The organism is Kitasatospora sp. NPDC058115, from assembly GCF_042884635.1.
Classification (GTDB): Bacteria; Actinomycetota; Actinomycetes; order Streptomycetales; family Streptomycetaceae; genus Kitasatospora.
This window is the reverse complement of sequence record NZ_JBHVTL010000007.1, coordinates 143,589-167,440: the sequence shown is the minus strand read 5'-3', so window position 1 is coordinate 167,440 and position 23,852 is coordinate 143,589. Positions and strand designations below refer to the sequence as shown.

Below are 23,852 nucleotides of genomic sequence, written 5' to 3'. Positions count from 1 at the left end.
CGGGGCCGCGCCCGCCTTTTGGCCGGTTCCGTCCCCCGCCCGCGGCCTGCCGTCGTCCCTCCCGGCCGCTGGGCCGGGCGGTCAGTCCCGGTGCGCGAACAGGTAGCCGCGGCGGGTCTGCGCCTCCTGCGGGTACGGGCCGCGCTCCAGCCGGGCCGTCACGGTGAACCCGGCCGAGGCGAGCAGTCCGGCCACCGTCCGCTCCTCCAGGAAGTGGAAGTCCAGGTCCACCCGGTGGCCCCACCACTCGTCCAGTCGCCGGACCTCGGTGCCGAGGTGGAACGCCACCAGCAGCACGCCGCCGGGCCGCAGCACCCGCCGGATCTCCTCGAAGGCCGGCCGCAGTTCCTCCGGCTCCAGGTGGATCACCGAGTAGAGCGCCACCGCGGCCGCGAACTCGCCGTCCCCGGCCGGCAGCCCCAGCAGGTCCCCGACCCGGAACTCCGCCCCGGGGTGGTCCCGCCGGGCGACCGCCACCATCGCGGGCGAGAGGTCCACCCCGACCGCGCGGACCCCCTGCCCGGCCAGCCACCCCGCGACATGCCCCGGCCCGCACCCCAGATCCGCCACCGTCCCCCCGGCGGCCCCCTCGACCACCACGCCCAACAGGGCCCGGTCCATCACCTTGAACGCCAGCTCGTCCCCCACCCGCTCCCGGTACTCCTCCGCCACCGCGTCATAACTCCCGCGCACCCGCCCGTGGTTCACCTCGTTGGTCATTCGGGAAGCCTGGCACGCGGCTCCCTCCGGCGCAGCCCGGCGAACCCCGGGCAGCGGCCCCGGGCGACCGGCCGTGCCGGGATCCACCGCGAGGAGCCGGCAGACCGGCGGCGGCCTCGGCCCCGGCGGAAGACGCGGCAGCCCCCGCCCGGGGTGGGCGGGGGCTGCGATGACGCGCTCGCGGGGGATCGGCGGTGGGGTCAGGCGGCGGCCGGCTCGGGGGCGGGGGCGGCGGCGGGGAGGTGGCGCATCAGGCGGTAGGCGAGGAGGGCGGCGCCGGCCGCGAGGACGAGGCCGACCACGGCGGCGACGTGCAGGCCGTCGGTGAACGCGGTGCGGGCGGTGGCGAGCAGATCGGTGCCGAGCCGGCCGGGCAGCTGGGCGGCGACGGCGACCGCGCCGCCGAGGGTGTCCTGCGCGGTGCGGGCGGCCTCGCCGTCCAGGCCGGCCGGGAGGGCGCCGTCCAGGTGGGAGCGGTAGACGGCGGCGCCGGCCGCGCCGAGCAGCGCGATGCCGAGGGAGCTGCCGAGTTCGACGGCGGTCTCGGAGGTGGCGGAGGCGGCGCCGGCCCGCTCGACGGGGGCGGCGGAGACGACCATCTCGGCGGTGAGGGTCATGGTGCCGACGGTGCCGGCGGCCAGCACGCCCGCCGCGGTGAGGATGAACGCCAGCGGGGAGTCCGCGCCGACCTGGGTCATCATCGCGAAGCCGGCCGCGCCGATCAGGAAGCCCCCGGCCATCATCACCGCCGGGCGGACCTTGCCGGCGAGCGCCGCGCCGAGGCCGACCGCGGCGCCCACGCCCACGCTGGGGACGAGCGACCAGAGCGAGGCGGTGAGCGGGCTCATGCCCTTGACCAGCTGCAGGTACTGCGAGGTGAAGAGGGTGAAGCCCATCATCGCGAACATCGCCACCGTGTTGACGCTGATCGCGCCGCTGAAGGTGCGGATCCGGAACAGGGCGAGGTCGAGCAGCGGGTTGGCGGCGGTGCGCTGCCGCCGGTAGAACGCGCCGCCGAGGAGCAGGCCGGCCGGGACGGCGAGCGCGGCGAGCGGGTCCCAGCCGTCCACCGCGAGCGTCTTGACGCCGTAGACCAGCGGAAGGACGGCGGCCAGTGAGAGGGCGGCGCCGAGCAGGTCGAAGCTGCCGTGCTGCGGGGAGCGGTACTCGGGGAGCAGCACCGGGGCGGTGAGCAGCACCAGGGCCATCACCGGCACGGCGAGCAGGAAGGCCGAGCCCCACCAGAAGTGGTCGAGCAGCAGGCCGCCCGCGACCGGCCCGAGGGTGGCGCCGGTGGTCAGGACGCCGCCCCAGGCGCCGAGTGCGATCTGGCGCTGCCTGGGGTCGTGGAACATGGTGCGGATCAGCGCGAGGGTCGAGGGCATCACGGTGGCCCCGGCGACACCCAGCAGGGCGCGGGCGGCGATCAGCTGGCCGGCGCTGTCCGCGGCGGCGGCGAGCAGCGAGGCCCCGGCGAAGCCGGCGGCGCCGATCATCAGCAGCCGGCGGCGGCCGATCCGGTCGCCCAGCGCACCCATGGTGATCAGCAGCCCGGCCAGCAGGAACGAGTACATGTCCATGATCCACAGCTGCTCGGTGCCGCTCGGCGCCAGCGTGGTGGAGATGTAGGGGACGGCGAAGAAGAGCACGCCCATGTCCATGGTCAGGACGAGGGTCGGGAGCAGGAGGACGGCGAGGCCGATCCATTCGCGACGGCCTGCGCGGCCGGTGGTTGCGGTCATGGGGGAGACAGTACGGGCGTGTCAGACGCTTGTCTAGTACGAGCGTCTGAATCGAGTGTGCGAGACGTTCGTGCAAGACGATCGTCTTGATCGGGCGTAGCATGCGGGCATGGGAAATCGCGAGGACCTCATGGCCGGCGCCAAGCGCTGCTTGATCGAGAAGGGCTACGGGCGCACCACCGCCCGGGACATCGCCACCGCCTCGGGCGTCAGCCTGGCGGCCATCGGCTACCACTTCGGCTCCAAGGAGGCGCTGCTCAACGCGGCGCTGATCGAGGCGACCGGGGAGTGGGGCCTGATGGTGGCGGCCGTCGTGGCGCGGGCCGACGAGGCGTCCGACGACCCGGAGGAGCGGTTCGTCGCGGTCTGGGACGGGGTGCGGGAGACCATCGCCGAACACCGGGGTCTGTGGGCCTCGCAGTTCGAGGCGATGGTGCAGGTGGAACGCGCGCCGGAGCTGCGGGAGGCGTTGGCCGGGGTCCAGAAGGACGGGCGGCTCGGGCTGGCGGCCGTGTTCCAGGGGCTCCCCGAGGTGCCGGACACCGCGGAGGAGCTGGCCCGCGGCGCCTTCTACCAGGCGCTGCTGGTGGGCCTGGCCGGGCAGTGGCTGGCCGCGCCCGAACTGGCGCCGGGCGGACGGGACCTGCTGCGCGGACTGGAGCTGGTCGGCGGTTCGGTGCTGAAGCCGGCGTCGGAGCGCGAGCCCGAGCCCGGGCCGGGCTGGCACGGCCCGACGGCCTGAGCGGCGGCCCCGGACCGGCCGGCCCCGGCTCAGACGGTGACGGCCGTCAGCAGCACCACCGAGTCGATGTGGGCCAGCAGGCCGTGCCGCTCCTGCGGGACGGCCTGCAACTGCCCGGCCGAGAGCTCCTGGCGCCGCCCGGCGATGGTGAGCGAGACGCGCCCGCGCAGCACCTGGACGCTGGCGGCGGCCGGGGCGTTGTGCTCGTCGAGCGAGGTGCCCGCCGTCAGCGCGATCACCGTCTGCCGCAGCACCCCGTCGTGCAGCACCAGGTGGGCGCTGCGCCCGTGCGGGCTCTCGGCCGCCAGGGCCGCGTGCTCCGCGACGAGCTGTTCGAGATCGACCATCGCGCGTCCTCCTGCCGTCGGGGTGCCGTCCTGCTGCGCGGGCGCTCCTGCGGCCCAGCGTCCCGGACGCGCCCCGCGCCCGCACGCCGGGGCGCACCGCGGTCCGCGCCGGTCCGCGCCGCGCGGGTGCGCTCGGCGTGCGGCGGCGGCCGACTGCCTCCATCGTGGAGGCATGGCGACCAACGAGCGTTTTCTCAGCGGGTTCCAGGTCAACCGCTCGCTGCTGGCCGGCGGCGCGGTGCTGACGGGCATCGGCGCGCTGTTCGGGACGGCGGGCGCGGTGATGGTGTGCGCGGCGCTGGCCACGGCCGGCCGCAAGTGGGTCCGGCGGCTGGAAACCCCGCCGACCGCCCTGGCCCAGCGGGCCCTGCACGAGGCCAAGGTGGCGTCCTCGGCCGGCTGGGACGCCTGGCGCACCGAGCACCACTCGCCCAACTGACCCCGGCTGCGCACCCGTTCACCCGCCCGTTCACCCGCCCGACTCCGCGGGACGACCGGCTCCGCCGGACGGGTGAACGGGCGTGCGGCCGAGGCCCTAGAGTCCGAGCGACTTGGCGACGATGCTGCGCATGACCTCGCTGGTGCCGCCGTAGATCCGGAACACCCGGTTGTCGGTGTAGAGCCGGGCGATCGGGTACTCCAGGATGTAGCCGTAACCGCCGTGCAGCTGAAGGCATTTGTCGATCACGCCGGACGCCGACTCGGTGCAGAACAGCTTCGCCGCCGCCGCGTCGGCCACCGTCAGCTCGCCGTCCTGGTACAGCTCCAGCGCACGGTCGACCATCGACTGCTGCGCCATCACCTGGGCCTCGCAGTCGGCGAGCGTGAACTTGGTGTTCTGGAACTCGGCGACCGTCTTGCCGAACACCTTGCGGTCCTTGACGTACTGCACCGCGAACCGCACCGCGGCCGTGGAGGCCGCGTACGCGCTGACCGCGATCGCCAGCCGCTCCTGCACCAGGTTGTGGGTCAGGTAGGCGAACGCCCTCCCCTCCTCGCCGAGCAGGTTCTCCACCGGCACCTTGACGTCCGAGAAGGCCAGTTCGGCGGTGTCCGAGGTGCGCAGGCCGATCTTCTGCAGCTTGCGGCCGACGCTGTAGCCGGGGGAGGTGGTGTCCACGCAGAGGATGGAGAGACCGGCCCGGCGGTTCTGCGGATCGTGCGGCGAGGTGCGGCAGACCACCAGGACGAGGTCGGCGAGGACCCCGCCGGTGATGAACGTCTTGGCGCCGTTGAGGACGTAGTGGGTGCCGTCCTCGGAGAGCCGTGCGGTGGTGGAGATGCCGGCGAGGTCGGAGCCGGCGCCCGGCTCGGTCATCGCGATCGCGGTCATCAGGTCGCCGGAGACGAAGCCGGGCAGCCAGCGCCGCTTCTGCTCCTCGGTCGCGTACTCCAGCAGGTAGGGCAGCACCAGGCCGGTGTGCACCCCGGAGGATCCGAAGCCGACCCCCGCCCGCGCCGTCTCCTCGGCGACCACGGCCTGGTACTTGAAGCCGCTCTCGCCCGCGCCGCCGTACTCCTCGGGCACCTCGATGCCGAAGACGCCGAGCGCACCGAGCTGACGGTAGAAGTCCCGCGGCGGGTGGCCCTCCGCCTCCCAGCTCTCGTAGACGGGGACGACCTCGTTGGCGATGAAGTCCCGGATGGTCTCCCGGAAGGCCTCGTGGTCCTCGGTGAACACGGTGCGGCGCACGGCGGCGCCTCCCTTCGACGGTGCCTGACGTTCGGTGGTCCACGTTCGACGGAGCCCGGCGCGGTGGGCCCCGGGGACCCGCCGATCGCCCCACAAGTCAATCCCGGGTAGCTTCGGCTGTCCAGGGTGGGGCCGGGGCACCGGGAGCGGTGTCCGCACGGCCGTGAACGGCCTGGTGACGGGTCCGGCGGGGCCTCGGGTGAACGGCTGCCGGCCTGCCGCGGGCCGGCGCCGGAGCGGCCGGCGGGCGGAGCGGATCCGGCCGTCGAGCGCCCGGCCGGATCCCGGCGCATGCCTGCTGCGCCCCGGCCGGCCGCCTCGGCCGACTCCGGCCGGGGCGGCCGGGCGTGCTCGGCGCGGGGTCAGTCGCCGGCCGGCGGGGCGACCGGGGCGGGGAGGTTGCCGTTCTCCTGCAGCACGCTGACGCTGCCGGTGTTGCCGGCCGTGGCGAGGGCGTTGGACTGGTTGCCCGCGCCGGAGCCGGTGGCGGTCTGCTGGGTGCCGACCGCGTTGCCGACGACGTTGCCGAGGACGTTGCCGGAGCCGGTGTTGCTCACCGTGCTCGTGGTGGACTGGCCGCCCGCGCCGTCGTCGGCGTGGGCGGTGCCGGCGCCTGCGAACAGGAGGGCCCCGAGGGCGGTGACGGCGGCGGCTGTGCGGATACGGGACACGGTGGTCTCCCCGGGGATGGACGGCGAATGGTGGCGGCTGCCGGAACGGCCGCTCCGCGGCCCGTCGCCCGGCGTCGCCCGCCCAGGATTCACCGGGGCCGCGGACGAACTCCACCGCACGGGCGCGGATTCCCCCGATGGTGGGATCCGGATGATGGTCCGACTACTTCCCGGGCCAGGGGCGCCGGATGGTCTCTTGGTGAATGCTTTACTGTTTCATTGCCAAGAGTCGACCTTCCTACAGGCCCTCAGGAGTCCCGCACCGTGACCAGCCTCGCCCTCGGCCCGTCCTGGCTCGATCCGACCCACCTGATCTCCACCTTCGGGCCGTTCGGCATCCTGGCCATCGTCTTCGCCGAGTCCGGCCTGCTGATCGGCTTCTTCCTCCCCGGTGACTCGCTGCTCTTCACCACCGGTCTGCTGGTGGCCGACGGCACCTACCTGCACCAGCCGCTCTGGCTGATCTGCGCGCTGATCGTGGTCGCGGCGGTGGCCGGCGACCAGGTCGGCTACCTGTTCGGGCGGAAGGTCGGCCCGAGCCTGTTCCGGCGACCCGACTCCCGGCTGTTCAAGCAGGAGAACGTGGAGAAGGCGGCGGCCTTCTTCGACCGGCACGGCCCGAAGGCGATCGTGCTGGCCCGCTTCGTGCCGATCGTCCGCACCTTCACCCCGATCGTCGCGGGCGTGAGCGGGATGAACTACCGCGTCTTCGTCCTCTTCAACGTGATCGGCGGCGTGCTGTGGGGCGCCGGTGTCACGGTGCTCGGCTACTTCCTCGGCCAGATCCCGTTCGTCCGGGACAACATCGAGGCGATCCTGGTCGGCATCGTGCTGGTCTCGGTGATCCCGGTGGCCGTCGAACTGCTCCGCGCCCGCCGCTCCGGCCGGTCCGCCCCGGCCGCCGACGCCGCCGGGACCGACGCCGTCCGGACCGACGCCGGGGCCCCGGTGGCCGGGCGCGGCGGCCGCCACCGCGCCGGGTAGGCGTCCGGGAGCGTCCCGGCCCGCCGCCGCGTACATGTGCGTCCCGCAGTTCGATCAGGCAAGGTGTAGGCGGAGATCGATCGGCGGCCCGGGGGACCGGCACCGCCAGGGGCGGCAAGGAGCGGAAGTGCCGAAGCGGGGCCGGCCGGGCGGCGGCAAGAGGGCCAGGGGCGGCCGGGGCGGCCGCCCGCAGCGGCAGGCCCGCCCGGCCGCCGCCGCGCGGCCGGTCCACCCGTCCGAGGCGCCGCCCACCGAGGGGCTGCTCGGACACCCCGCCCCGGTCGTCGAACCGACCGTGGAGATCCCGCTCGCCCTGCCCGTCCCCGAGACCAAGGGCCTGCTGGCCCCCGAGCCCGAGCCGGAACCCGAACCGGAACCCGGGCAGCCGGCCGCCCCCGCGGGCCCGCGGGACGCGGCCGCACGGGGCGCCGGTCCCCGGGACGCCGGCCCCCGGGACGCCGCCGAGGAACCGCGCGCCCCGGTCCACCGCCGCCGCTCCGCGGCCGAGGACACCCTCACCCCCGAGGAGTGGCGGGCCGCCGGCTACACCCCGCCGAGCGGCATCCCGCTCGGCGCCCTCAGCCCGGGCGCCCCCGGCGAGGCGCCCTGGCCGGACCGGATGCGCACCCTGCTGCGCACCCCGATGTCCGAGCGCCCGGCCTTCGAGCGGACCGCCCGCGAGCTGCACCCCGCCGCCGCGGCCGCCCGCAACGTTCCGCGCATCCTCGACCTGACCCTGCGCATCGGCGAACTGCTGCTGGCCAGCGGCGAGGCCGCCGAGGACGTCGAGGCGGCGATGCTCGGCATCGCGCACGCCTACCGGCTGGACCGCTGCGAACCGCAGGTCACCTTCACCCTGATCGGCATCTCGCACCAGCCCTCGCTGGTCGAGCCGCCGATCACCGCCGACCGCGTGGTCCGCCGCCGCACCTCCGACTACACCCGGTTGAACGCGGTGTACGAGCTGGTCGCGGACATCACCGCCGAGCAGGTCAGCGTCAACGACGCCTACCGCCGGCTCGCGGTGATCCGCCGCAACCGGCACCCGTACGCGGCCTGGCTGCTCGCGCTGAACACCGGCCTGCTGGCCGGCGCGGCGACCTTCCTGGTCGGCGGGCGGATCGACGACAAGGCCTGGCTGGTCTTCCTCAGCGCCTTCGTCGCCGCGGTGCTCGGCGACCGGCTGGCCTCGCTGATCGCCCGTCGCGGGCTCCCGGAGTTCTACCAGTTCGTGCTGGCCGCGATGCCGGCCGCGGCCTCCGGCATCGTGCTCTCCTTCAACGACCTGGGCCTGCGCGGTTCCGTGGTGATCACCGGCGGACTGTTCGCGCTGCTGCCCGGACGCGCCCTGGTCGCCGCCGTCCAGGACGGTCTGACCGGCTTCTACATCACCGCCGCGGCCCGTCTGCTGGAGGTGATCTACCTGGTGGCGGGCATCGTCATCGGCGTGATGCTGATCCTCTACCTGGGCGTCGGCTTCCAGGCGAAGCTCAAACCGGACGAGTCGCTGGTCGGGATCAGCTACCCGCCGGTGCAGATGGTCGCCGCCATGGTGCTGACCCTCGCCTTCGCGATGCTGCTGCAGACCGACCGCCGCTCGCTCGCGCTGGTCACCCTGAACAGCGGCATCGGCTGGGCCAGCTACGGCGTGCTGGCCTACAACGCCGGGGTCTCGCCGATCGTGGCGACCGGGGTGGCGGCCGGCCTGGTCGGCCTCTTCGGCCAGCTGATGGCGCGCTACCGCAACGGCTCCGCGCTGCCGTACGTCACCGCCGCGATCGGTCCGCTGATGCCCGGTTCGGCGCTCTACCTCGGCATGCTCTCGTTCGCCCAGGGCCACCCCAGCGGGGGCCTGGTCCAGATCACCAGGGCCGCCGCGATCGCCATGGCGCTGGCCATCGGCGTGAACCTGGGCGGGGAGATCGCCCGGCTCTTCATGAAGCTCCCGGTCGGGGTCGAGCGGCCGTCGCTCGCCCCGGTGATCCCGCGCCGGGCGGCCAAGCGCACCCGCGGCTTCTGACGCCGGCCGTTGGCCCCCGGGCCATGTCGCGGCAGGCCGCACGCAGCACCAGGAACGAAGGTAAGACCCATGACCACACTGCTGGACGGCTACCGCGACCACATCGTCGCCGCGCACAAGCAACCGCTGTTCCTGCTGCTGGTCGGGTTCATCGTCTCGTTCGTGTTCATCCGGTTCAGCGTGCGGATGATCAGGGCGCAGGTGCGCTGGTGGCCGGGCAACGTGACGCCCGGCGGGCTGCACATCCACCACATGGTCTTCGGCCTGGGCTTCCTGCTGGCCGGCGGCATCGGGGTGTTCGCGACCTACGGCGGGCATCCGTGGATCGACCTCTTCGGGCTGCTCTTCGGCATCGGCTGCGGCCTGGTGCTGGACGAGTTCGCGCTGATCCTGCACCTGGACGACGTGTACTGGAGCGAGCAGGGCCGCAAGTCGGTGGACGCGGTGATCTTCGGCATCCTCTTCACCGGCCTGCTGCTCGTCGGCTACGTCCCGCTCGGCGCCGAGCCCACCGGCGAGACCAGGTGGGGGCTGGTGACGGTCATCTCGGTGAACGCGCTGGCGATGGTCGTCACCCTGCTCAAGGGCAAGGTGTGGACCGGACTGCTCGGCATCATGGTGCCCGGTCTCTCCTGGATCGGCGCGGTCCGGCTGGCCCGCCCGAGCAGCCCCTGGGCGCGCTGGCGCTACGCGGCGAGCCCGCGCCTGCGGACCCGGGCGCTCCGGCGCGAGCGCCTGCTGCACCGGCGTGCGGACCGGGCCCGGACCTGGCTCTTCGACCTGATCGCCGGGGCCCCGGACAAGGTGCCGGCCCACCACCCGGCCGCCCACCGGGTGGCCGAGCAGATGGCCGCCCGGGCCACCGCCCACCTGGACGCCCACACCGCCCGGGCGCTGGCCCGGCGCTCCGCCCGGCTGGCCGACCGCCGCTCGGCGGCGGGCGCCGCGGAGCACCCCTCCGGCGGTCACCGCGGCGCCGGGACCTCCGGCGCACCGGCGTACGGCGCGCCGGGTGACCGGGCGGGGCGGCACGACCGTTCCGGGCAGCGGCGGCGAGCGGTCCGGGCCGGCCGCAGCCGGACGTACGCGATCGCCCCGTCCGGCCAGGAGCCCCGCCCGGGCCGGCGGCGCCGGCTGCGGACGCACACCCGCAGGATGAGCCGCTGAATCGGGCGTCCGGAGCCGGGCTTCGGTCGGATCATCCGATGGTCACCCGGTCGGCGGCGCGGGCTTGAAGGGGGAAAGCGGTCCCGCTTGAGACCATGGCGGACAGTGACTGCCCTGTCGCGGAAGGGGATGGTTCGCCGGGTCGCCGGCGGCGCCGGGCACCCCGCCGGTCCCGTCGCCACCCGCCGGTCCTGCGGCGGTGCGCGCGTGCGCGGCCGCTCCACCCCCTCGTGACCGTTCGAAGGGATGAATCGTGGCGCGCAGGCTCCTGCCGACCCTCCTGTTGTCCCTCACCGCCCTGCTCGGCCTGCTCCCCGCCGCGTCGGCCGCCCCGGGGGAGCCGGGCCCGCCGTCCGCCCCCGCCGACCCGTCGGCCGCGGCGGCGCCGGGGGAGCAGGCCTTCCCCTCCGCCGCGGAGATCGACCGGGCCCGGGCCGAGGCCGACCTCCGGGCCGGCACGGTCGCCGCCATCGAGGCCGGGCTCACCGCCGCCAAGGCCGAGGCCGACCGCGCCGCCCGGACCGCCGAACAGGCCGTCGAGGCCTACAACGGCGCCCAGCTGGCCCTCTCCCGGGCCCGCGCCGAGGAGTCCGCCGCCGCCGGCCGGTCGGCCACCGCCGAGGCCGAGCGGGCCGAGGCCGCCGAGGAGGCCGCCGAGCTGGCCGCCGAGACGTACCGGCAGGGCACCACCGCCGAACTCTCCGCGATCAACGCCGTGCTCGGCGCGCGCGGCCCGCGCGAGGCCGGGGACCGGGCCGCGGTGGTCGGGGTCGCCAGCGACCGCACCCGGCAGATCCTCGACGCGGCGGTCTCCACGGCCGCCGCGGCGGCCCGGGCCGCCGCCGCCGCGCGCGCCGCCACCGGGACCGCCGAACGCGCGGCCGCCGCGGTCGGCGCCGCCCGGGGCCGCGCCGAGGCCCGGCTGGCGGACCAGCAGAACCTGGTGGCGGCCACCGGGCTGCGCCGCGAGCAACTGCTCGCCGACCTGGCGGCCGCCCGCCACACCACCGTCGAGCTGGAACGGCAGCGGCGCGAGGCACTGGAGGCGATCGCCGCCCGGGAGGCCGAGGCCGCCGCCCGCGCGGCGGCCGAGAAGGCGGCGGCCGAGCGCGAGGCGGCGGAGCGGGCGGCCGCCGAGCAGGCCGCGGCGGAACAGGCCGCCCGGGAGGCCGAGGCCAGGGCCGCCGAGAAGGCGATGGCGGAGAAGGCGGCGGCCGAGAAGGCGGCCGCCGAAGCCGCCCGGGCCGCCGAAGCCGCGAAGAACACCCCGCCCGCCGCCTCCACCGCCGCACCCCCGCCGCCGCGCCCCTGGTCGGCCGACGGCGCGGCGGCGGCCATCGCCTTCGCCCGCGCCACGATCGGCCTGCCCTACGTCTGGGGCGGCGAGGGCCCGGGCGGCTACGACTGCTCCGGGCTGACCATGATGGCGTGGCGTCAGGGCGGCAAGCGCCTCAACCACTTCGCCGCCGACCAGTACGCCCAGTCCACCCCGGTCACCTACCGCCAGCTCCGCCCCGGCGACCTGGTCTTCTGGAGCACCACCGGCCGCGCCGCCGACATCCACCACGTCGGCCTCTACATCGGCGACGACCAGATGATCGAGGCCCCCCGGGCCGGCATGCCGGTCAAGCAGGCCAGCCTCTGGATCATGGGCACCCCGGACTTCTACGCCCGCCCCTGACCCGGCCCGGCCCCCTGACCCGGGCCGGGCGCGCGCTCGCCGCGTCAGGTCACCGGCAGGCACTCGGCGAGCAGGCCGAGGACGTCGCGCCAGGCGCGTTCCGCCTGCCGGGGGTGGTGGGCGACGCCGGGCCGCACGGCGTGGCCGACCGGCGGGTGGTGGAAGGCGTGCTCGGCCCCGCCGTAGACCACCAGGCGCCAGTCGACGCCCGCGGCCTGCATCTCGGCGGCGAACGCCTCGCGTTGGGCGGGCGCCATGATCGGGTCCTCCGACCCGACCCCGGCCCACACCGGGCAGCGGATGCGTTCCGTCTCGCCCGGCCGGCCCGTGACCAGGCCGTTGACCGTCCCGATCGCCCGCAGGTCCTCGCCGGCGCGTCCGAGTTCCAGCGCGATCGCGCCGCCGGTGCCGTAGCCGATGGCGGCGATCCGGCCGGGATCGGTCCGCGGTTCGTCGCGCAGCACGTCGAGGGCCGCGCGGCCGAGGTCCCGCAGCCGGTCGGGGTCGGCGAGCATGGGCATCACCCGCGCCAGCATCTCCTGCGGGTCGCTGATCCAGCGCCCGCCGTGCAGGTCGAAGGCGAAGACCACGTACCCCAGTTCGGCGAGGGCGTCGGCCCGTCGGCGCTGGACGTCGTTGAGGCCCGGCCCCTCGGGACCGAGCAGGACGGCGGGCCGGCGGCCGGTGCCGGCGGGCAGTGCGAGGTGCCCCAGCATCGTCAGTCCGTCGGCCGGATAGGCGATCGTGCGTGTGGTGACCGTCGTCATGGACCGGACGCTAGTGCGGCGCGGGCCGGCCCGGAACGGTCTTCGCCGTGGGCGGACAACGCGGCCGTGGGGCCGCCCGCCGCCCCGGAATAAATCGGGTGCCGTCGCCGAAATCCCGCCGTACGGTGAGCGAATGGGCAACGAGACGAACGGCGGCCCCGGTGATCCGGGCAGCGGCCGAGTGAAGGAACAGGGCGCCGGCGTCGAGGGGATCGCGATCCGGGCGATCGGCGAGGACGAGGTCGAGGAGTGGGACCGCGCGCTCGCCGTCGGCTTCCTGCGCTCGCACGTCGGCCGGGCGACGGAGTTCCGCCGCCGCCAGTGGGAGCCGGGCCGGATGATCGGGGCGTTCGACGGCGACCGGATCGTCGCCACCTTCCGCAGCTTCGACGCCGAACTGACCGTCCCCGGCGGCGCGGTGGTCAAGGCCGACGCGATCACCGCGGTCACCGTGACCGCCACCCACCGGCGGCGCGGCCTGCTGCGCCGGATGATGACCGGGGACCTCGCGGCCGCCCGGGACCGCGGCGCCGCCGTCGCCATCCTGGTCGCCGCCGAGTACAACATCTACGGCCGCTACGGCTTCGGGCCCGCCACCCGCGGTCACGGCTGGAACATCGACCTGCTCCGCGCCGGCGGCCTGCGGGACGGCCTGCCCACCGTGCCCGGCGGGCGGATCGACCTGGTGAGCATGGCGGAGTTGCGCAAGACCGGTCCCGAGCTGTTCGACCGCTGGCGGGTGACCCAGCCCGGCGCGATCGACCGCGACGAGCTGACCTGGGCGCGCCACACCGGCGAGATCGAGGTCCCCGGCTTCGACTGGAAGGAGCCCTTCGCCGTCGTCCACCGGGACGCCGAGGGTACCCCCACCGGCCAGGCCGTCTACAAGATCGACGACACCTGGGACGGCTCCTACCCGAACTGCACCCTCACCGTCCTCGACTTCTTCGCGCTCGACCGGGCGACCGCCACCGAGCTGTGGCGCTACCTCTTCTCGGTCGACTGGGTGCGCAAGGTCGCGGTGGAGAACGTCGGCCCGGACGACCCGCTGCCGATGCTGCTGAAGGAGCCGCGCGCCGCCACCCCGCACGTCGAGAACGCCGACTTCATGTGGCTGCGGGTGCTGGACGTCGAGGCCGCCTTCAACGCCCGGACCTACGGCGCGCCCGGCCGCGTGGTGCTGGAGGTCGAGGACCGGGACGGCTACGCCGCCGGCCGCTGGGCGCTGGAGACCGCCGCCGACGGCACCGGCCGCTGCGTGCGGACCACCGACGAGGCCGATCTCGCGCTGGACGCCTCGGCGCTCGGTGCGCTCTACCTGGCCGGCGAGACGCTGCCGCGGCTCGCGGTGGCCGGCCGGGTCACCGAACTGCGCCCGGGCGCGGTGGCCGCCGCGGACCTCCAACTGCGCACGCCGCTGCTGTCCTGGAACATCGACGGCTTCTGACGGGCGCTCACCCCCGGTCCCCGCGGCCGGGGGTGGGGTCCGCTACTTCACGGCGTTCTTCCCGATGGTGGGCAGGATGAAGTCCTGGATGAGGCCCTTGGCGTCGCGGACGATCGGCCGGAACACCCGGTAGCGGGAGAGGTTGATCACCCGGGCCGCCATGGGCGTGGACCGCCGCACGAACTCCCGGGTCCGCTCGGTGTCCTCGGTGCGGTCGAACACCCAGTAGAGCACCACGATCATGAGGTAGAGCCAGAGCACGTCGGGCAGCAGCTCGACCAGCTCGGCGTCCAGCTTCGGTGCCAGTTCGGAGCCCTGCAGCACCTCGCGGAACAGCTCGACGGCCGTCGCCCGGGCCGGGTGGGACTCGTTGGAGAACGGGCTGAGCGAGCTGTTCGGGTCGGCGGCCGTGCGGAAGAACTGCGCCGAGAACTCGTGGTACGGGGCGGCCGTGTCGAGCCAGGAGGCAAGGGCGATCTCCAGGCGCTCGGAGAAGTCCCGGGTGTCCGCCATGCGACGCCTGGCGTCCGCCGCGTGGTCGTAGGTCATCCGGTCGTAGAACCCCTGGATCAGGAATTCCTTGGCCGAGAAGTAGTAGTAGGCGTTGCCGACCGAGACGCCCGCCTCGGTGGCGATGGCGCGCATGGTGGTCTTCTCGTAGCCGCGTTCCTGGAACAGCCGCATCGCGGTCTCCAGGATCAGCGCCCGGGTCTGCTCGCTCTTGTCGGTCTTGGGCTGCGCGCGGCTGCCGCGGGCCTCGGCGGAGCCCCCGGCCCCTCCGCCCGCGCCGGTGCTGCCCTTCGCCGTGCTCGTGCCGTTCGTCGCTGCCAGGTCGTCCACGGCCCCGAGCCTAGCCCGACCGGGTCAGTCCCAGCCGGTGTCGGCGCGTGCGGCACCGGATGCCCCCTCCGCATCCGGTGCCGCCGCCGTTCCCGCGATGGTTTCGAACGTGTTCAAAGTCATGGGCCGACCCTAGGTCATCACTTGAACGTGTTCAAGGTCGGGTGGGATGCTGGACGCATGATCACCGTGATCCGGCAGGGCTCCGCCCGGGACGCCGGCGCCGTCGCCGAACTGCACGCCGACAGCTGGCGCACCGCGTACGCCGGCATCGTCCCCGACGAGGCCCTCGGCGACGGGCTGGCCGCCGAGCGGCGCGAGATCTGGGAGCTGCGGCTGGCCGCCGACTACGGCGGCCCGGAGACGACCCCCGAGCTGCTGATCGCCGAACGGGACGGTGCGGTCGTCGGGTTCGCCTACCTGGTGCCGCACTGGGACGGCCGGATCCTGCTCGACAACCTGCACGTCCGCCCCGGGCTGACCGGCGGCGGCATCGGCCGCGAGCTCCTGGACGCCGCCCGGACCCACACGGCCCGCCGTCACCCCGGGACCGACCTCTACCTGGAGGTGCTCCAGGCCAACACCCGGGCGGTCGCCTTCTACGAGCGCGAGGGCGCCCACCGCACCCGCGTGGGCGAGGGGGAGTTCCCCGGCGGCCACCTGCTGCCGGAGTACGAGTACACCTGGCCGGCCTCCGACCTGGCGCGTCACTGGTCGTAGACCGTCACCGGAACCCCCCGGTCGGCCAGCCGGGCCCTCACCAGCGGCTCCACCGACTCCCAGCGCCCGCCCGCGAGCCCGCACCCGATCCGCGGCATGTGCACGGAGGCGCCCAGGCCGAGCGCCTGCCCGCCCAGCGTCGCCAGCGCGGTGTCGATCGCCTCGTAGCGCACCGGCGGCCCGGAGGAGCGGCCCGTGCGGATGCCCCGCTGGCCGATCAGGTTGGCCACCCAGAGGGACTCCCCGACCCGTACCAACTGCACGGCGCCGAGCCCGAAGTCGTTCGACGCGCGCTCCCGGTGCCACCGCCGGTACGCCGCCTCCGGCTCGCTCCAGCGGTTCGAGAGCGCGAGGACGAACCCCTTCCCCCACCCCCCGAGGTCGTTGCAGACGTGCGCGATCACCTTCACGCCCTTGCCTCCGGGCGCCGTGGCATCGCCCCGGACGTACGTGATGGTGCTCGTCTCCGTCATGCCCCGAACGCTAGCGCGCCCCACTGACAAGGCGTTCGGGCTTCCCGGCCGGGGCGGCGCCGTCGACCGGGGCAGCGCCGTCGGCAGGGGCGGCGCCGTCCGCCGGGGCGACCAGGTGGCGGCGGCCCGCGAGGGCGATCAGCAGGGCGAGCGCCGCGGCCCCGGCCGGGATCCAGTAGCCGGTGCCGGGCCCGGCGTGCTCGGCGAGGGCGCCGGCCAGCGCCGAGCCGCCCGAGATGCCGACCAGGATGCCGGACACCGCGACGGCCATGCCCTCGTTCAACTGCCGCCGCGGCAGCATCTCCTGGAGCAGCGTCATGCCGGTGACCATGGTTGGCGCGGTCCCCGCCCCGGCCGTGAACAGCGCGACCCCGAGCAGCGCGAGCCCCGCGCCGCCCAGCCCGGCGGCCAGCGGCAGGAGCAGCAGCCCCGCCATCGCCGCGACGCCCCGCAGGAAGCGGGTGCCCGCCGGTCCGCCCGGCCGCAGCGTGCCGAAGACCAGCCCGGCTACGCAGGACCCGGCCGCCACCAGGGCCAGCAGGCCGCCCGCGACCGGCCGGTGCCCCAGCGCGTCCGCGTAGGCGACGGTGGTCAGGTCCAGCGCGCCGAAGACCATGCCGGTGCTGAGGAAGGTCAGGGTCAGCACCCGCAGGACCGGGACCCGCAGCGGCGAGCCGTGCCGTCCGCCGGCCGGGCGGGCGGCGAGCGGCGGCTCGGTGCGGCGCTGGGCCGCGAAGAGCAGCGCGCCGGTCGCGCCGAGTCCGCCGGCGGCGAGCAGTCCGGCCTCCGGCGCGACCGTGGTGCACAGCACCATGCCGAGCACCGGCCCGGCCATGAAGCAGAGTTCGTCCAGCACCTGTTCGAAGGAGTTGGCGAGGTGCAGCGCGTCCGGCTCGTCCCGCAGCAGGTGGGCCCAGCGGGCCCGGGCCATGCCGCCGAGGTTCGGCGCCGCCGCCCCGGCCGCCCAGCAGGCGTAGAGCGTCCAGTCGGGCGCCCCGGTGCGGACGCAGAGCAGCAGTGCGCAGAGCGGCACCACGTTGTAGAGCGCCGCCGGGACGGTGACCTTCGACTGCCCGAACCGGTCGACCAGTCGGCCGATCATCGGCATGCCGACCGCCCCGGTGATCAGCCCGGCCGCCCCGACGGTGCCCGCCAGCGCGTACGAGCCGCGCCGTTCGGCGAGCAGCACCACCAGGGAGACGCCGGTCATCGACAGCGAGAGCCGGCCGAGCAGCCCGGCCAGGGTGAAGGCGGCGGTGCCGGGGCGGGCGAACAGGCGTCGGTACGGGGCGAGGGCGGGCACGGGACTCCGGCGGACGAGGGGGCGGGGTGGAAGGTCCCCAGCCTCGGGCCGCCGGCCGTGCGCGGTCCAACACCTGTTCTGCCGCATTGACAACAGAACGATGTCGATGTGGCCGGGAGGAAGCGGGACCGCCCGGCCCGGGCGCGTTGCTAGCCTGCCGCCATGCCCCGTGACCTGCACCCCCGCCTGCTCCGCGGTTTCGTCGCGACCGCCGAGACGCTGCACTTCGGGCGGGCCGCCGAACGCCTGCACGTGGCCCAGCAGGCGCTCAGCCGGGACGTCCGGACGCTGGAGCGGCTGCTCGGCGACGCGCTGTTCACCCGCACCACCCGCAGCGTCGAACTCACCGCGGCCGGGCACGGGCTGCTGCCCAGGGCGCGCCGGCTGCTGGCGCTGCACGACGAGATTGTGGCCGGCGCCGCGCACCGTCCGCTGCTGCTCGACCTCAACAGCGATGTCACCGGGCCTGACCTCACCGGTGACCGGCTGCTCCGACGGGCCCGCGACGCCTGGCCGGAGGGCGAACTGCTGGCCCGCTTCCTCGGCGGTCTGGCGGCCGCCGCGAACGAACTGCTCGCCCACCGGCTGGACGTCTCGTTCGGCCGCTTCTCCGGCCTGCCGGCCGGGGTGCGTGCCCGACTCGCCCAGCGTCCGGTCCGGTTGGAGCGGATGTCGGTGATGATGGCGGCCGGTCATCCGCTCGCCGGCCGGGCGTTCCTGCGGCCGGCCGATCTGGCCGGTCATCCGGTGGACGTCTGCGCGGGCAACCCGGCCACCACCGAGTGGGCCGACCTCGGTCTGCGGCTGCTGCGCGAGCACGGTCTGACGCCGGCGGTGCCGCGCGTCCCGCCGGTGGGGGTGGAGGAGACGGCCCGCTACCTCGCCCGGCACGGGGACCCGATGCTGACCACGGTCGGCGGCCCGGTGCTGCCGGGCGCGGTGAACGTGCCGCTGGCCGGTCCGGTGCCGCTCAGCCTGGTGAGCCTGGTGCACCGCCCGGACCTGCGGCATCCCGGGCTGGCCGCGCTGCTCGCCGCGGCCGCCGAACTCGGCGCGCGCGAGGACTGGTTGCGGCGGCCGGCGGGCAGCTGGCTGCCAGCCCCGGACGCCGCGCTGCTGGCGCCCTGAGCGCTCCGCCGGCCGGGCGCGGAGCCCCCGGCGACGGCGGTGTACGAACCTGTCCGGGATCAGGAATCACCCGGCGCCGGACGGTTGTTCGAGCCGGAGACGGCTCCACCCCTGCCGCTCGGGGGTCGGCAGGGGTGGGGCCGGGTGCGGACGCGCAGGTGCTGGGGGAGCGGGCTGCGCGTCCGCGGTCGGGGTGGGCCCGCAGGGCCCGGTGCGGAGCTCGGCCGGGTCAGGCCGCCTTCACGGCGGAGATGTCGAAGGTGAGCTTCACCTTCTCGCCGATCAGCACGCCGCCGGTCTCCAGCGCCGCGTTGTAGGTCAGGCCCCAGTCGGTGCGGTCCAGGACGGCCTTGCCCTCGAAGCCGACCCGGTCCACGCCGTAGGCGTCGACGGCGGCACCCGTGTACTCCAGGTCCAGGACGATCGGGCGGGTGACGTCCTTGATGGTCAGGTTGCCGGTCATCCGGTAGGAGTCGTCGCGCAGCCGCTCGGCGGAGGTGCTGCGGAAGCTCATCTCGGGGAAGGTCTCGGCGGCGAAGAAGTCGCTGGTGCGCAGGTGCTCGTCGCGCTGGGACTGGTTGGTGTCGATGCTGCCGACCTTGATGGTCAGCTCGGCGCTGGAGTTGGTCGGCGTGCTGCCGTCGAGGTGCAGCTTGCCGTCGTACTCGGTGAAGCGGCCCTTGACGTTGGTGACCATCGCGTGGCGGACGGAGAAGCCGATCTCGCTGTGGGTGGCGTCGATGGTCCAGTCACCGGAGAGGTGGCCGAGGTCCGGGCCCTCGGTGACGGCGACGGCGGTGGGGGTCGCGGTGGCGGTGGTGTTCTTGTTGCGGTTGAAAAGGCCCATGGCTCCTCCTCGGGTTCGAAGCCACTTGTTTAGGCTTCAACTTGTTGGCTCCACTGTAGCCCGACTTCGTTCAAAGTTCAACCACTGGAATCGGGGGCCGTCGACGGGGCCGGAACCGGTCCGGCCGTCCGGGCTTGACCCTCGACCCGGTCGAGGCCCCAGAGTCCTTGCCATGGAGAGCGACCTGCGCAGCATCGGAGAGCTGGCCCGCGACAGCGGTCTGAGCGTGAGCGCCCTGCGTTTCTACGACGGCGCCGACGTGCTCACCCCCGCCCGGGTCGACCCGCGCACCGGCTACCGCTGGTACGCGCCCGGCCAGCTCGCCGACGCCCGGCTGCTCGCACGGCTGCGCCGGGTCGGCCTGCCGCTGGCCGGCATCCGGGCCGTGCTCGGCGCGGCCCCCGGCGGCGGCGCGGCCCACCGGGTGCTCGACGTGCACCTGCGCCGGCTGGAGGACGGCCTCGCCGACGCCCGCCGGGAGCTCTCCCTGATCCGTCGGCTGATCGACCAGAGGGAGAACCCGATGACCACCACCCCCGCCGAGTACCGCTTCACCGTCCCCGCCCGCGCCCTGGCCGAAGCCCTGGACGCGGTCCGCTTCGCCGTCGGCGGCGACCCCGGGCTGCCGGTCCTCGCCGGCGTGCTGTTCGACCTGGACGGCGGCCTGCTGCGGCTGGTCGCCAGTGACCGCTACCGGCTGGCCCTCGCCGAGGTCCCCGTCGGGAGTCCCGTCGACGCCCCGGTGGCCGAGGCCCCCGCGGACGGCGTCTCCGTGGACGGCGTCTCCGTGGACGGCCCGTCCGCGGCCGCGATCGTGCCGGCCGCCCTGGCCGACGCCCTCCGCGCCCTGCTCGGCTCCGCCACCGGCGCGGTCGAGCTGGCGCTCGGCGGTGGGGCGGTGCGGATCGAGGTGGACGGCCACCGCATCGAGGGTGCCGCCCTCGACCACGACTACCCCGACTACCGCGCGCTGGTCCGGCTGGATCCCGTCCGCCGGGTCGGGCTGCCCGCCGCCGACCTGCGCGCGGTGGTCGCCTCCGCCCCGACCCGCAGCCTTCCGTCCGGCCCGGACGGCGCCGACTGCGAGGTCGCCGTCCTGGCCGTCGACGAGGCCGGCCGCCTGACCGTCGCCGCCCCCGACGCGGACGGCGATGCGGGCGGCGGCGCGGACGCCGGTGCCGGGGTTCCGGGGCCGGACGCCCTCCGGGTGGCGGTCAACCGGGACTTCCTGCTGGAGGCCCTCCCGGCCGGAGCCGACGGCCCGCTCGTCCTCGAACTCGGCGGCCCGATCGCCCCCCTCGCCATCCGCACCCCCGGCCGGCCCGGCACCTTCTCCGTCCTGATGCCGGTCCGCCTCCCGGCCTGACCCGGTCTGGCCCGGCGGACCCCGCCCGGGCCCGGGCCGGCCCGGGCCCGGGCGGGGGGTGTTTGCTGGTGCTAGCGCCGCGCTTGCAAAAGCAAGCAGCCTGGGGCAGGGTGGTCGCATGGCCTCCCTGAACGTCGGCTCGCTGGGCGAGTACATCCGCGAACAGCGGCGCAACGCGCAGTACTCGCTGCGGCAGCTGGCGGAGGCCGCCGGCGTGTCCAACCCCTACCTCAGCCAGATCGAGCGAGGGTTGCGCAAGCCGAGCGCGGAGATCCTGCAGCAGATCGCCAAGGCGCTGCGGATCTCGGCGGAGACGCTCTACGTCCAGGCCGGGATCCTGGAGGAGCGGCGTGGTGAGGGCCTGGAACTGCGGGCCTCGATCCTGGCCGACCCACTGATCAACGAGCAGCAGAAGCAGGCGCTGCTCGCGGTCTACGACGCCTTCCTCAAGGAGAACGCCGCCGGGCAACCGACCGGCGCGGACGAGGGTGCGGGCGGGAGCGCGGACGAGCACGAGGGCAAGGCACCCTAGACACCACGGGAGGACCGGCCGTGCCGATCACGGACGACATCAAGAAGACCCTGACCGACCCCACCCCGCTGTACGCCCTCGCCGGCGCCGGGGACCTCGCCTACCGGAAGCTGCGGGAGGTGCCGGGCAGGGTCGAGGCGCTCGCGGCCGACCGCAAGGGCGCCCAGGAGAAGGCGACCGCCCGGCTGGCCGAGGCCCAGGCCCGGCTCGCCGAGGCGCAGACCAGGGTCACCGACACGGTCGGCGCACTGCCGGCCGACCTCAAGGTCCTGCAGGAGAAGGCGCAGACCTTCGCGCTCCAGCAGGTCGGCCGCGCCGTCGAGCTGGCGGTGAAGGCCAAGGAGACCTACGACGGGCTGGCCGAGCGCGGCAAGGTCGCGGTCGACCGCGGGCGCGGCGACGGGGCCGTCGAGGAGGCGATCGCCGAGCGGATCGACGCGGAGGCGGACGGGGCCGAGCTCGTCGAGGGCGAGCTGGTCGACGACCCGGCGCCCGCCGCCCCCAAGCGCGGCCGGGCCCGCAAGAACGCGGAGTAGCGCCCGAGGGGCCCGGGCGCATTCTGCGCCGCCGGGTCGTTGACCCCTTGGCGGACGCCCCGCCGTGCCAGGATGGACGGACGGGGTGCCGCAGCGAGACGAGGAGGCCGTGATGGGCGGAGTGGCCCAGATTCTGTTCCTGGACTACCTGAATCCGTTCTGGTGGCTGGCCGTCGCCATCCTGGGCTACAAGCTGTTCGCGCTGATCGACGCCGCCACCCGTCCGGAGGACGCCTACCGGGCCGCCGACAAGAAGACCAAGGGCTTCTGGCTCGCGGTCCTCGGCATCGCGTTCGGGCTGGACCTGCTGTTCGGCGCGAACTTCATGACCAGTTTCCTCACCCTGGCGGGCCTGGTCGCCGCGATCGTCTACGTGGTCGACGTCCGCCCGGCGATCCGGGCGCTCACCAACCGGGGCGGTGGCCGGGGCGACCAGCGGAACATGGGGCCGTACGGGCCCTGGTGACGGCGGAACGGGCGAGCCCCGGCGTCCGGCGGGTCCACCCGCCCGGACACCGGGGCTCGTTGGCGTTCCGGGCCCGGCGCGTCCGGGGCCCGTGCGGCCGTCTCAGCCCAGCAGCAGCTGCACCGGGTTGCGCTCCAGCAGCAGCACCGCGACGTCGTCCGTCAGGGCGCCGCCGTTCAGCTCCTCGACCTCGGCGATCGCGCTGTCGACCAGCCGGCCCCGGGTGAGCCCGGCGGACTGGTGGTCACCGATGAGGTCGGCCAGGCCGTCCTGGCCGAGGCGGCGGGAGCCGGCGCCGATCCGGCCCTCGATCAGCCCGTCGGTGTAGAGCAGCAGCCGCCAGCCGGGGCGCAGCTCGAACCGGTGGGCCGGCCAGACGGCCTGCCCGTCGTCGCAGGGGAGCAGGCCGAGCGCGGGGCCGGCGTGGTCGGCGGGCAGACCGATCGGGGTGTGGTCCTCGCCGAGCAGCAGCGGCGGCGGGTGGCCGGCGAGGTGGAGCCGGGCCCGTTCGGCGGCCTCCGGGGCCTCGGCGTCGGCCGGCTCGATGCTCAGCATGCAGAGCGTCGCGAAGATCTCGTCGCTGCGCCGTTCGTGTTCCAGCACGTGTTGCAGCGTGGTCAGCAGGGTCTCGCCGGTGAGTCCAGCGAAGACCAGGGTCCGCCACGCTATCCGCAGCGCCACGCCGAGCGCGGCCTCGTCGGGGCCGTGGCCGCAGACGTCGCCGATCACCACGTGGACGGTGCCGTCCTCGGTGCGCACGGCGTCGTAGAAATCGCCGCCGAGCAGGGCGCGGCGGCGGCCGGGGCGGTAGCGGCGGGTGAAGGAGAGGTTGGCGCCGTCGAGCAGCGGGGTGGGCAGCAGGTGGCGCTGCAGCCGGGCGTTCTCCTGGCCGCGGAGCTCGGCCTCGACGAGCCGGCGCTGCGACTCGTCGGCGCGCTTGCGCTCGACGGCGTAGCGCAGGGCGCGGGCCAGCAGCGGGCCGTCCGTCTCGTCCTTGACCAGGAAGTCCTGGGCGCCGGCGGCCACGGCGGCCGCGCCGAGTTCGGCTCCGGCGGCGTCGGTGAGCACCACGACGGCGGTGTGCGGGGCCCGGCGGAGCAGTTCGTGCAGGCCCTCCAGGCCGTCCGAGGGGTCGGAGGGGTGCGGCAGGTCGGCGGACGCGGCGAGGTCGAGCAGGACGCAGCTGAAGTCGCCGCGGAGGGGGTCGGGGGTGCGGGAGCGGCCGCGCCGGGAGCCGGGCGCGGCGGGGGCGAGCAGCGCGAAGGCCTGGGCGAGGCCGCGGGTCCAGTGGATCTCGATCGGGGCGCCGCTGTCGGCCACCGCGGCCTTGAGCAGCTGGGCGTCGGTGGCGTCGTCCTCGATCACCAGCAGCTTGAGCGGGGCGCCGGCGGCGGGCTCACGGACGGCGGGCGCGGGGGCGGCCGGGAGCGCGGGCGCGGCGTCCGACCGGGGGTGGGGTATCGGCGCGGGCGCCGTGGCCGGGCCGGCCGGCTGCCGGGGCGGTGCGGGGGAGTGGTCGGGGGCGGGCCGTTCGTGCTCGGACCGTTCGGGGGCGGGTCCGGGGCGGGCGCCGTTCCGGGCGTCCGGCGGGTCCGCGGCACCAGGTGCCCGCCCGTCTCCCGTTGCGGGCATCGGCTGATCCTCCCTTTCCCCGCATGCG

24 protein-coding genes are annotated in these 23,852 nt (G+C 75.2%); 13 read left to right on the top strand and 11 right to left on the bottom strand.

The genetic code is table 11. From position 1 onward, the window contains the following. Window positions 1–81: 81 nt before the first annotated feature. Both ACFVVL_RS09945 and ACFVVL_RS09940 read right to left on the bottom strand, forming a co-directional pair. Window positions 82–720, bottom strand: coding sequence for a class I SAM-dependent DNA methyltransferase (locus ACFVVL_RS09945; protein WP_387673010.1), 639 nt, complete (start codon window positions 718–720; stop codon window positions 82–84). Between the two features lie 200 nt (window positions 721–920). Continuing rightward, window positions 921–2,462: an MFS transporter gene (locus ACFVVL_RS09940; protein WP_387673007.1), complete on the bottom strand. Its 1,542-nt coding sequence runs from the start codon at window positions 2,460–2,462 to the stop codon at window positions 921–923. Window positions 2,463–2,571: 109 nt separating this feature from the next. On the opposite strand from ACFVVL_RS09940, the gene ACFVVL_RS09935 reads away from it, so the two are divergent. Continuing rightward, window positions 2,572–3,204, top strand: coding sequence for a TetR/AcrR family transcriptional regulator (locus ACFVVL_RS09935; RefSeq protein ID WP_387673004.1), 633 nt, complete (start codon window positions 2,572–2,574; stop codon window positions 3,202–3,204). Window positions 3,205–3,233: 29 nt separating this feature from the next. Here ACFVVL_RS09935 and ACFVVL_RS09930 read toward each other — a convergent pair whose 3' ends face one another. Continuing rightward, window positions 3,234–3,551, bottom strand: a complete 318-nt coding sequence (locus ACFVVL_RS09930; protein WP_387673001.1) for a cupin — start codon at window positions 3,549–3,551, stop codon at window positions 3,234–3,236. A 172-nt stretch (window positions 3,552–3,723) separates the two neighbouring features. On the opposite strand from ACFVVL_RS09930, the gene ACFVVL_RS09925 reads away from it, so the two are divergent. Next, on the top strand, window positions 3,724–3,990 hold the full coding sequence (locus tag ACFVVL_RS09925) for a hypothetical protein (protein ID WP_380290793.1): 267 nt from the start codon (window positions 3,724–3,726) through the stop codon (window positions 3,988–3,990). A gap of 96 nt (window positions 3,991–4,086) precedes the next feature. Here ACFVVL_RS09925 and ACFVVL_RS09920 read toward each other — a convergent pair whose 3' ends face one another. Together ACFVVL_RS09920 and ACFVVL_RS09915 are read right to left on the bottom strand one after the other, a co-directional pair. Next, the gene (locus tag ACFVVL_RS09920; RefSeq protein ID WP_387672998.1) at window positions 4,087–5,244 is read right to left on the bottom strand and encodes an acyl-CoA dehydrogenase family protein; all 1,158 of its coding nucleotides are present in this window, start codon (window positions 5,242–5,244) and stop codon (window positions 4,087–4,089) included. Window positions 5,245–5,606: 362 nt separating this feature from the next. Continuing rightward, on the bottom strand, window positions 5,607–5,915 hold the full coding sequence (locus tag ACFVVL_RS09915) for a hypothetical protein (RefSeq protein ID WP_387672995.1): 309 nt from the start codon (window positions 5,913–5,915) through the stop codon (window positions 5,607–5,609). Between the two features lie 264 nt (window positions 5,916–6,179). Here ACFVVL_RS09915 and ACFVVL_RS09910 point away from each other — a divergent pair, with 264 nt between their 5' ends. From ACFVVL_RS09910 to ACFVVL_RS09895, 4 genes are all read left to right on the top strand, one after another. Next, on the top strand, window positions 6,180–6,899 hold the full coding sequence (locus tag ACFVVL_RS09910; RefSeq protein WP_380290799.1) for a DedA family protein: 720 nt from the start codon (window positions 6,180–6,182) through the stop codon (window positions 6,897–6,899). 127 nt (window positions 6,900–7,026) lie between these two features. Further along, on the top strand, window positions 7,027–8,919 hold the full coding sequence (locus ACFVVL_RS09905; protein ID WP_387672992.1) for a threonine/serine exporter family protein: 1,893 nt from the start codon (window positions 7,027–7,029) through the stop codon (window positions 8,917–8,919). 69 nt (window positions 8,920–8,988) lie between these two features. Beyond that, window positions 8,989–10,086 carry a hypothetical protein gene (locus ACFVVL_RS09900; protein WP_380290803.1) on the top strand — a complete coding sequence of 366 codons (1,098 nt, stop codon included), beginning with the start codon at window positions 8,989–8,991 and terminating at the stop codon, window positions 10,084–10,086. 253 nt (window positions 10,087–10,339) lie between these two features. Continuing rightward, window positions 10,340–11,767, top strand: coding sequence for a C40 family peptidase (locus ACFVVL_RS09895; RefSeq protein ID WP_387672989.1), 1,428 nt, complete (start codon window positions 10,340–10,342; stop codon window positions 11,765–11,767). A gap of 44 nt (window positions 11,768–11,811) precedes the next feature. On the opposite strand, the gene ACFVVL_RS09890 is transcribed toward ACFVVL_RS09895, so the two are convergent. Beyond that, on the bottom strand, window positions 11,812–12,534 hold the full coding sequence (locus ACFVVL_RS09890; RefSeq protein WP_387672987.1) for a dienelactone hydrolase family protein: 723 nt from the start codon (window positions 12,532–12,534) through the stop codon (window positions 11,812–11,814). Window positions 12,535–12,667: 133 nt separating this feature from the next. Here ACFVVL_RS09890 and ACFVVL_RS09885 point away from each other — a divergent pair, with 133 nt between their 5' ends. Beyond that, complete coding sequence (locus ACFVVL_RS09885) at window positions 12,668–13,981, top strand: GNAT family N-acetyltransferase (RefSeq protein WP_387672984.1); 1,314 nt, start codon at window positions 12,668–12,670, stop codon at window positions 13,979–13,981. A 42-nt stretch (window positions 13,982–14,023) separates the two neighbouring features. Here the strand turns inward: ACFVVL_RS09885 and ACFVVL_RS09880 are convergent, their stop codons facing one another. Continuing rightward, entirely contained in the window at window positions 14,024–14,821 is a 798-nt protein-coding gene (locus tag ACFVVL_RS09880; RefSeq protein WP_380294144.1) for a TetR family transcriptional regulator, read from the bottom strand. A gap of 180 nt (window positions 14,822–15,001) precedes the next feature. On the opposite strand from ACFVVL_RS09880, the gene ACFVVL_RS09875 reads away from it, so the two are divergent. After that, window positions 15,002–15,541 carry a GNAT family N-acetyltransferase gene (locus ACFVVL_RS09875; protein ID WP_380294145.1) on the top strand — a complete coding sequence of 180 codons (540 nt, stop codon included), beginning with the start codon at window positions 15,002–15,004 and terminating at the stop codon, window positions 15,539–15,541. Here the strand turns inward: ACFVVL_RS09875 and ACFVVL_RS09870 are convergent. Together ACFVVL_RS09870 and ACFVVL_RS09865 are read right to left on the bottom strand one after the other, a co-directional pair. After that, window positions 15,529–16,014, bottom strand: coding sequence for a macro domain-containing protein (locus ACFVVL_RS09870; RefSeq protein WP_380294146.1), 486 nt, complete (start codon window positions 16,012–16,014; stop codon window positions 15,529–15,531). The two genes, ACFVVL_RS09875 and ACFVVL_RS09870, sit on opposite strands and share 13 nt — an antisense overlap. 10 nt (window positions 16,015–16,024) lie before the next feature. Beyond that, on the bottom strand, window positions 16,025–17,317 hold the full coding sequence (locus ACFVVL_RS09865) for an MFS transporter (RefSeq protein ID WP_387672980.1): 1,293 nt from the start codon (window positions 17,315–17,317) through the stop codon (window positions 16,025–16,027). 162 nt (window positions 17,318–17,479) lie between these two features. On the opposite strand from ACFVVL_RS09865, the gene ACFVVL_RS09860 reads away from it, so the two are divergent. Then, entirely contained in the window at window positions 17,480–18,445 is a 966-nt protein-coding gene (locus ACFVVL_RS09860; RefSeq protein ID WP_387672977.1) for a LysR family transcriptional regulator, read from the top strand. A 229-nt stretch (window positions 18,446–18,674) separates the two neighbouring features. Here the strand turns inward: ACFVVL_RS09860 and ACFVVL_RS09855 are convergent, their stop codons facing one another. Further along, entirely contained in the window at window positions 18,675–19,292 is a 618-nt protein-coding gene (locus ACFVVL_RS09855; protein ID WP_380294149.1) for a YceI family protein, read from the bottom strand. Between the two features lie 172 nt (window positions 19,293–19,464). Here ACFVVL_RS09855 and ACFVVL_RS09850 point away from each other — a divergent pair, with 172 nt between their 5' ends. The 4 genes from ACFVVL_RS09850 (at window position 19,465) to ACFVVL_RS09835 (ending at window position 22,192) form a co-directional block, all read left to right on the top strand. Continuing rightward, window positions 19,465–20,658: a MerR family transcriptional regulator gene (locus tag ACFVVL_RS09850; RefSeq protein WP_387672974.1), complete on the top strand. Its 1,194-nt coding sequence runs from the start codon at window positions 19,465–19,467 to the stop codon at window positions 20,656–20,658. Between the two features lie 118 nt (window positions 20,659–20,776). Beyond that, window positions 20,777–21,190: a helix-turn-helix domain-containing protein gene (locus ACFVVL_RS09845; RefSeq protein ID WP_387672971.1), complete on the top strand. Its 414-nt coding sequence runs from the start codon at window positions 20,777–20,779 to the stop codon at window positions 21,188–21,190. Window positions 21,191–21,210: 20 nt separating this feature from the next. Further along, entirely contained in the window at window positions 21,211–21,726 is a 516-nt protein-coding gene (locus tag ACFVVL_RS09840; protein WP_380294151.1) for a hypothetical protein, read from the top strand. 112 nt (window positions 21,727–21,838) lie between these two features. Then, a complete protein-coding gene (locus ACFVVL_RS09835; RefSeq protein ID WP_380229649.1) occupies window positions 21,839–22,192 on the top strand; it encodes a DUF2516 family protein in 354 nt (117 codons plus the stop codon). Between the two features lie 102 nt (window positions 22,193–22,294). Here ACFVVL_RS09835 and ACFVVL_RS09830 read toward each other — a convergent pair whose 3' ends face one another. Next, window positions 22,295–23,824, bottom strand: a complete 1,530-nt coding sequence (locus ACFVVL_RS09830; RefSeq protein ID WP_387672968.1) for a SpoIIE family protein phosphatase — start codon at window positions 23,822–23,824, stop codon at window positions 22,295–22,297. Window positions 23,825–23,852 lie beyond the last annotated feature (28 nt).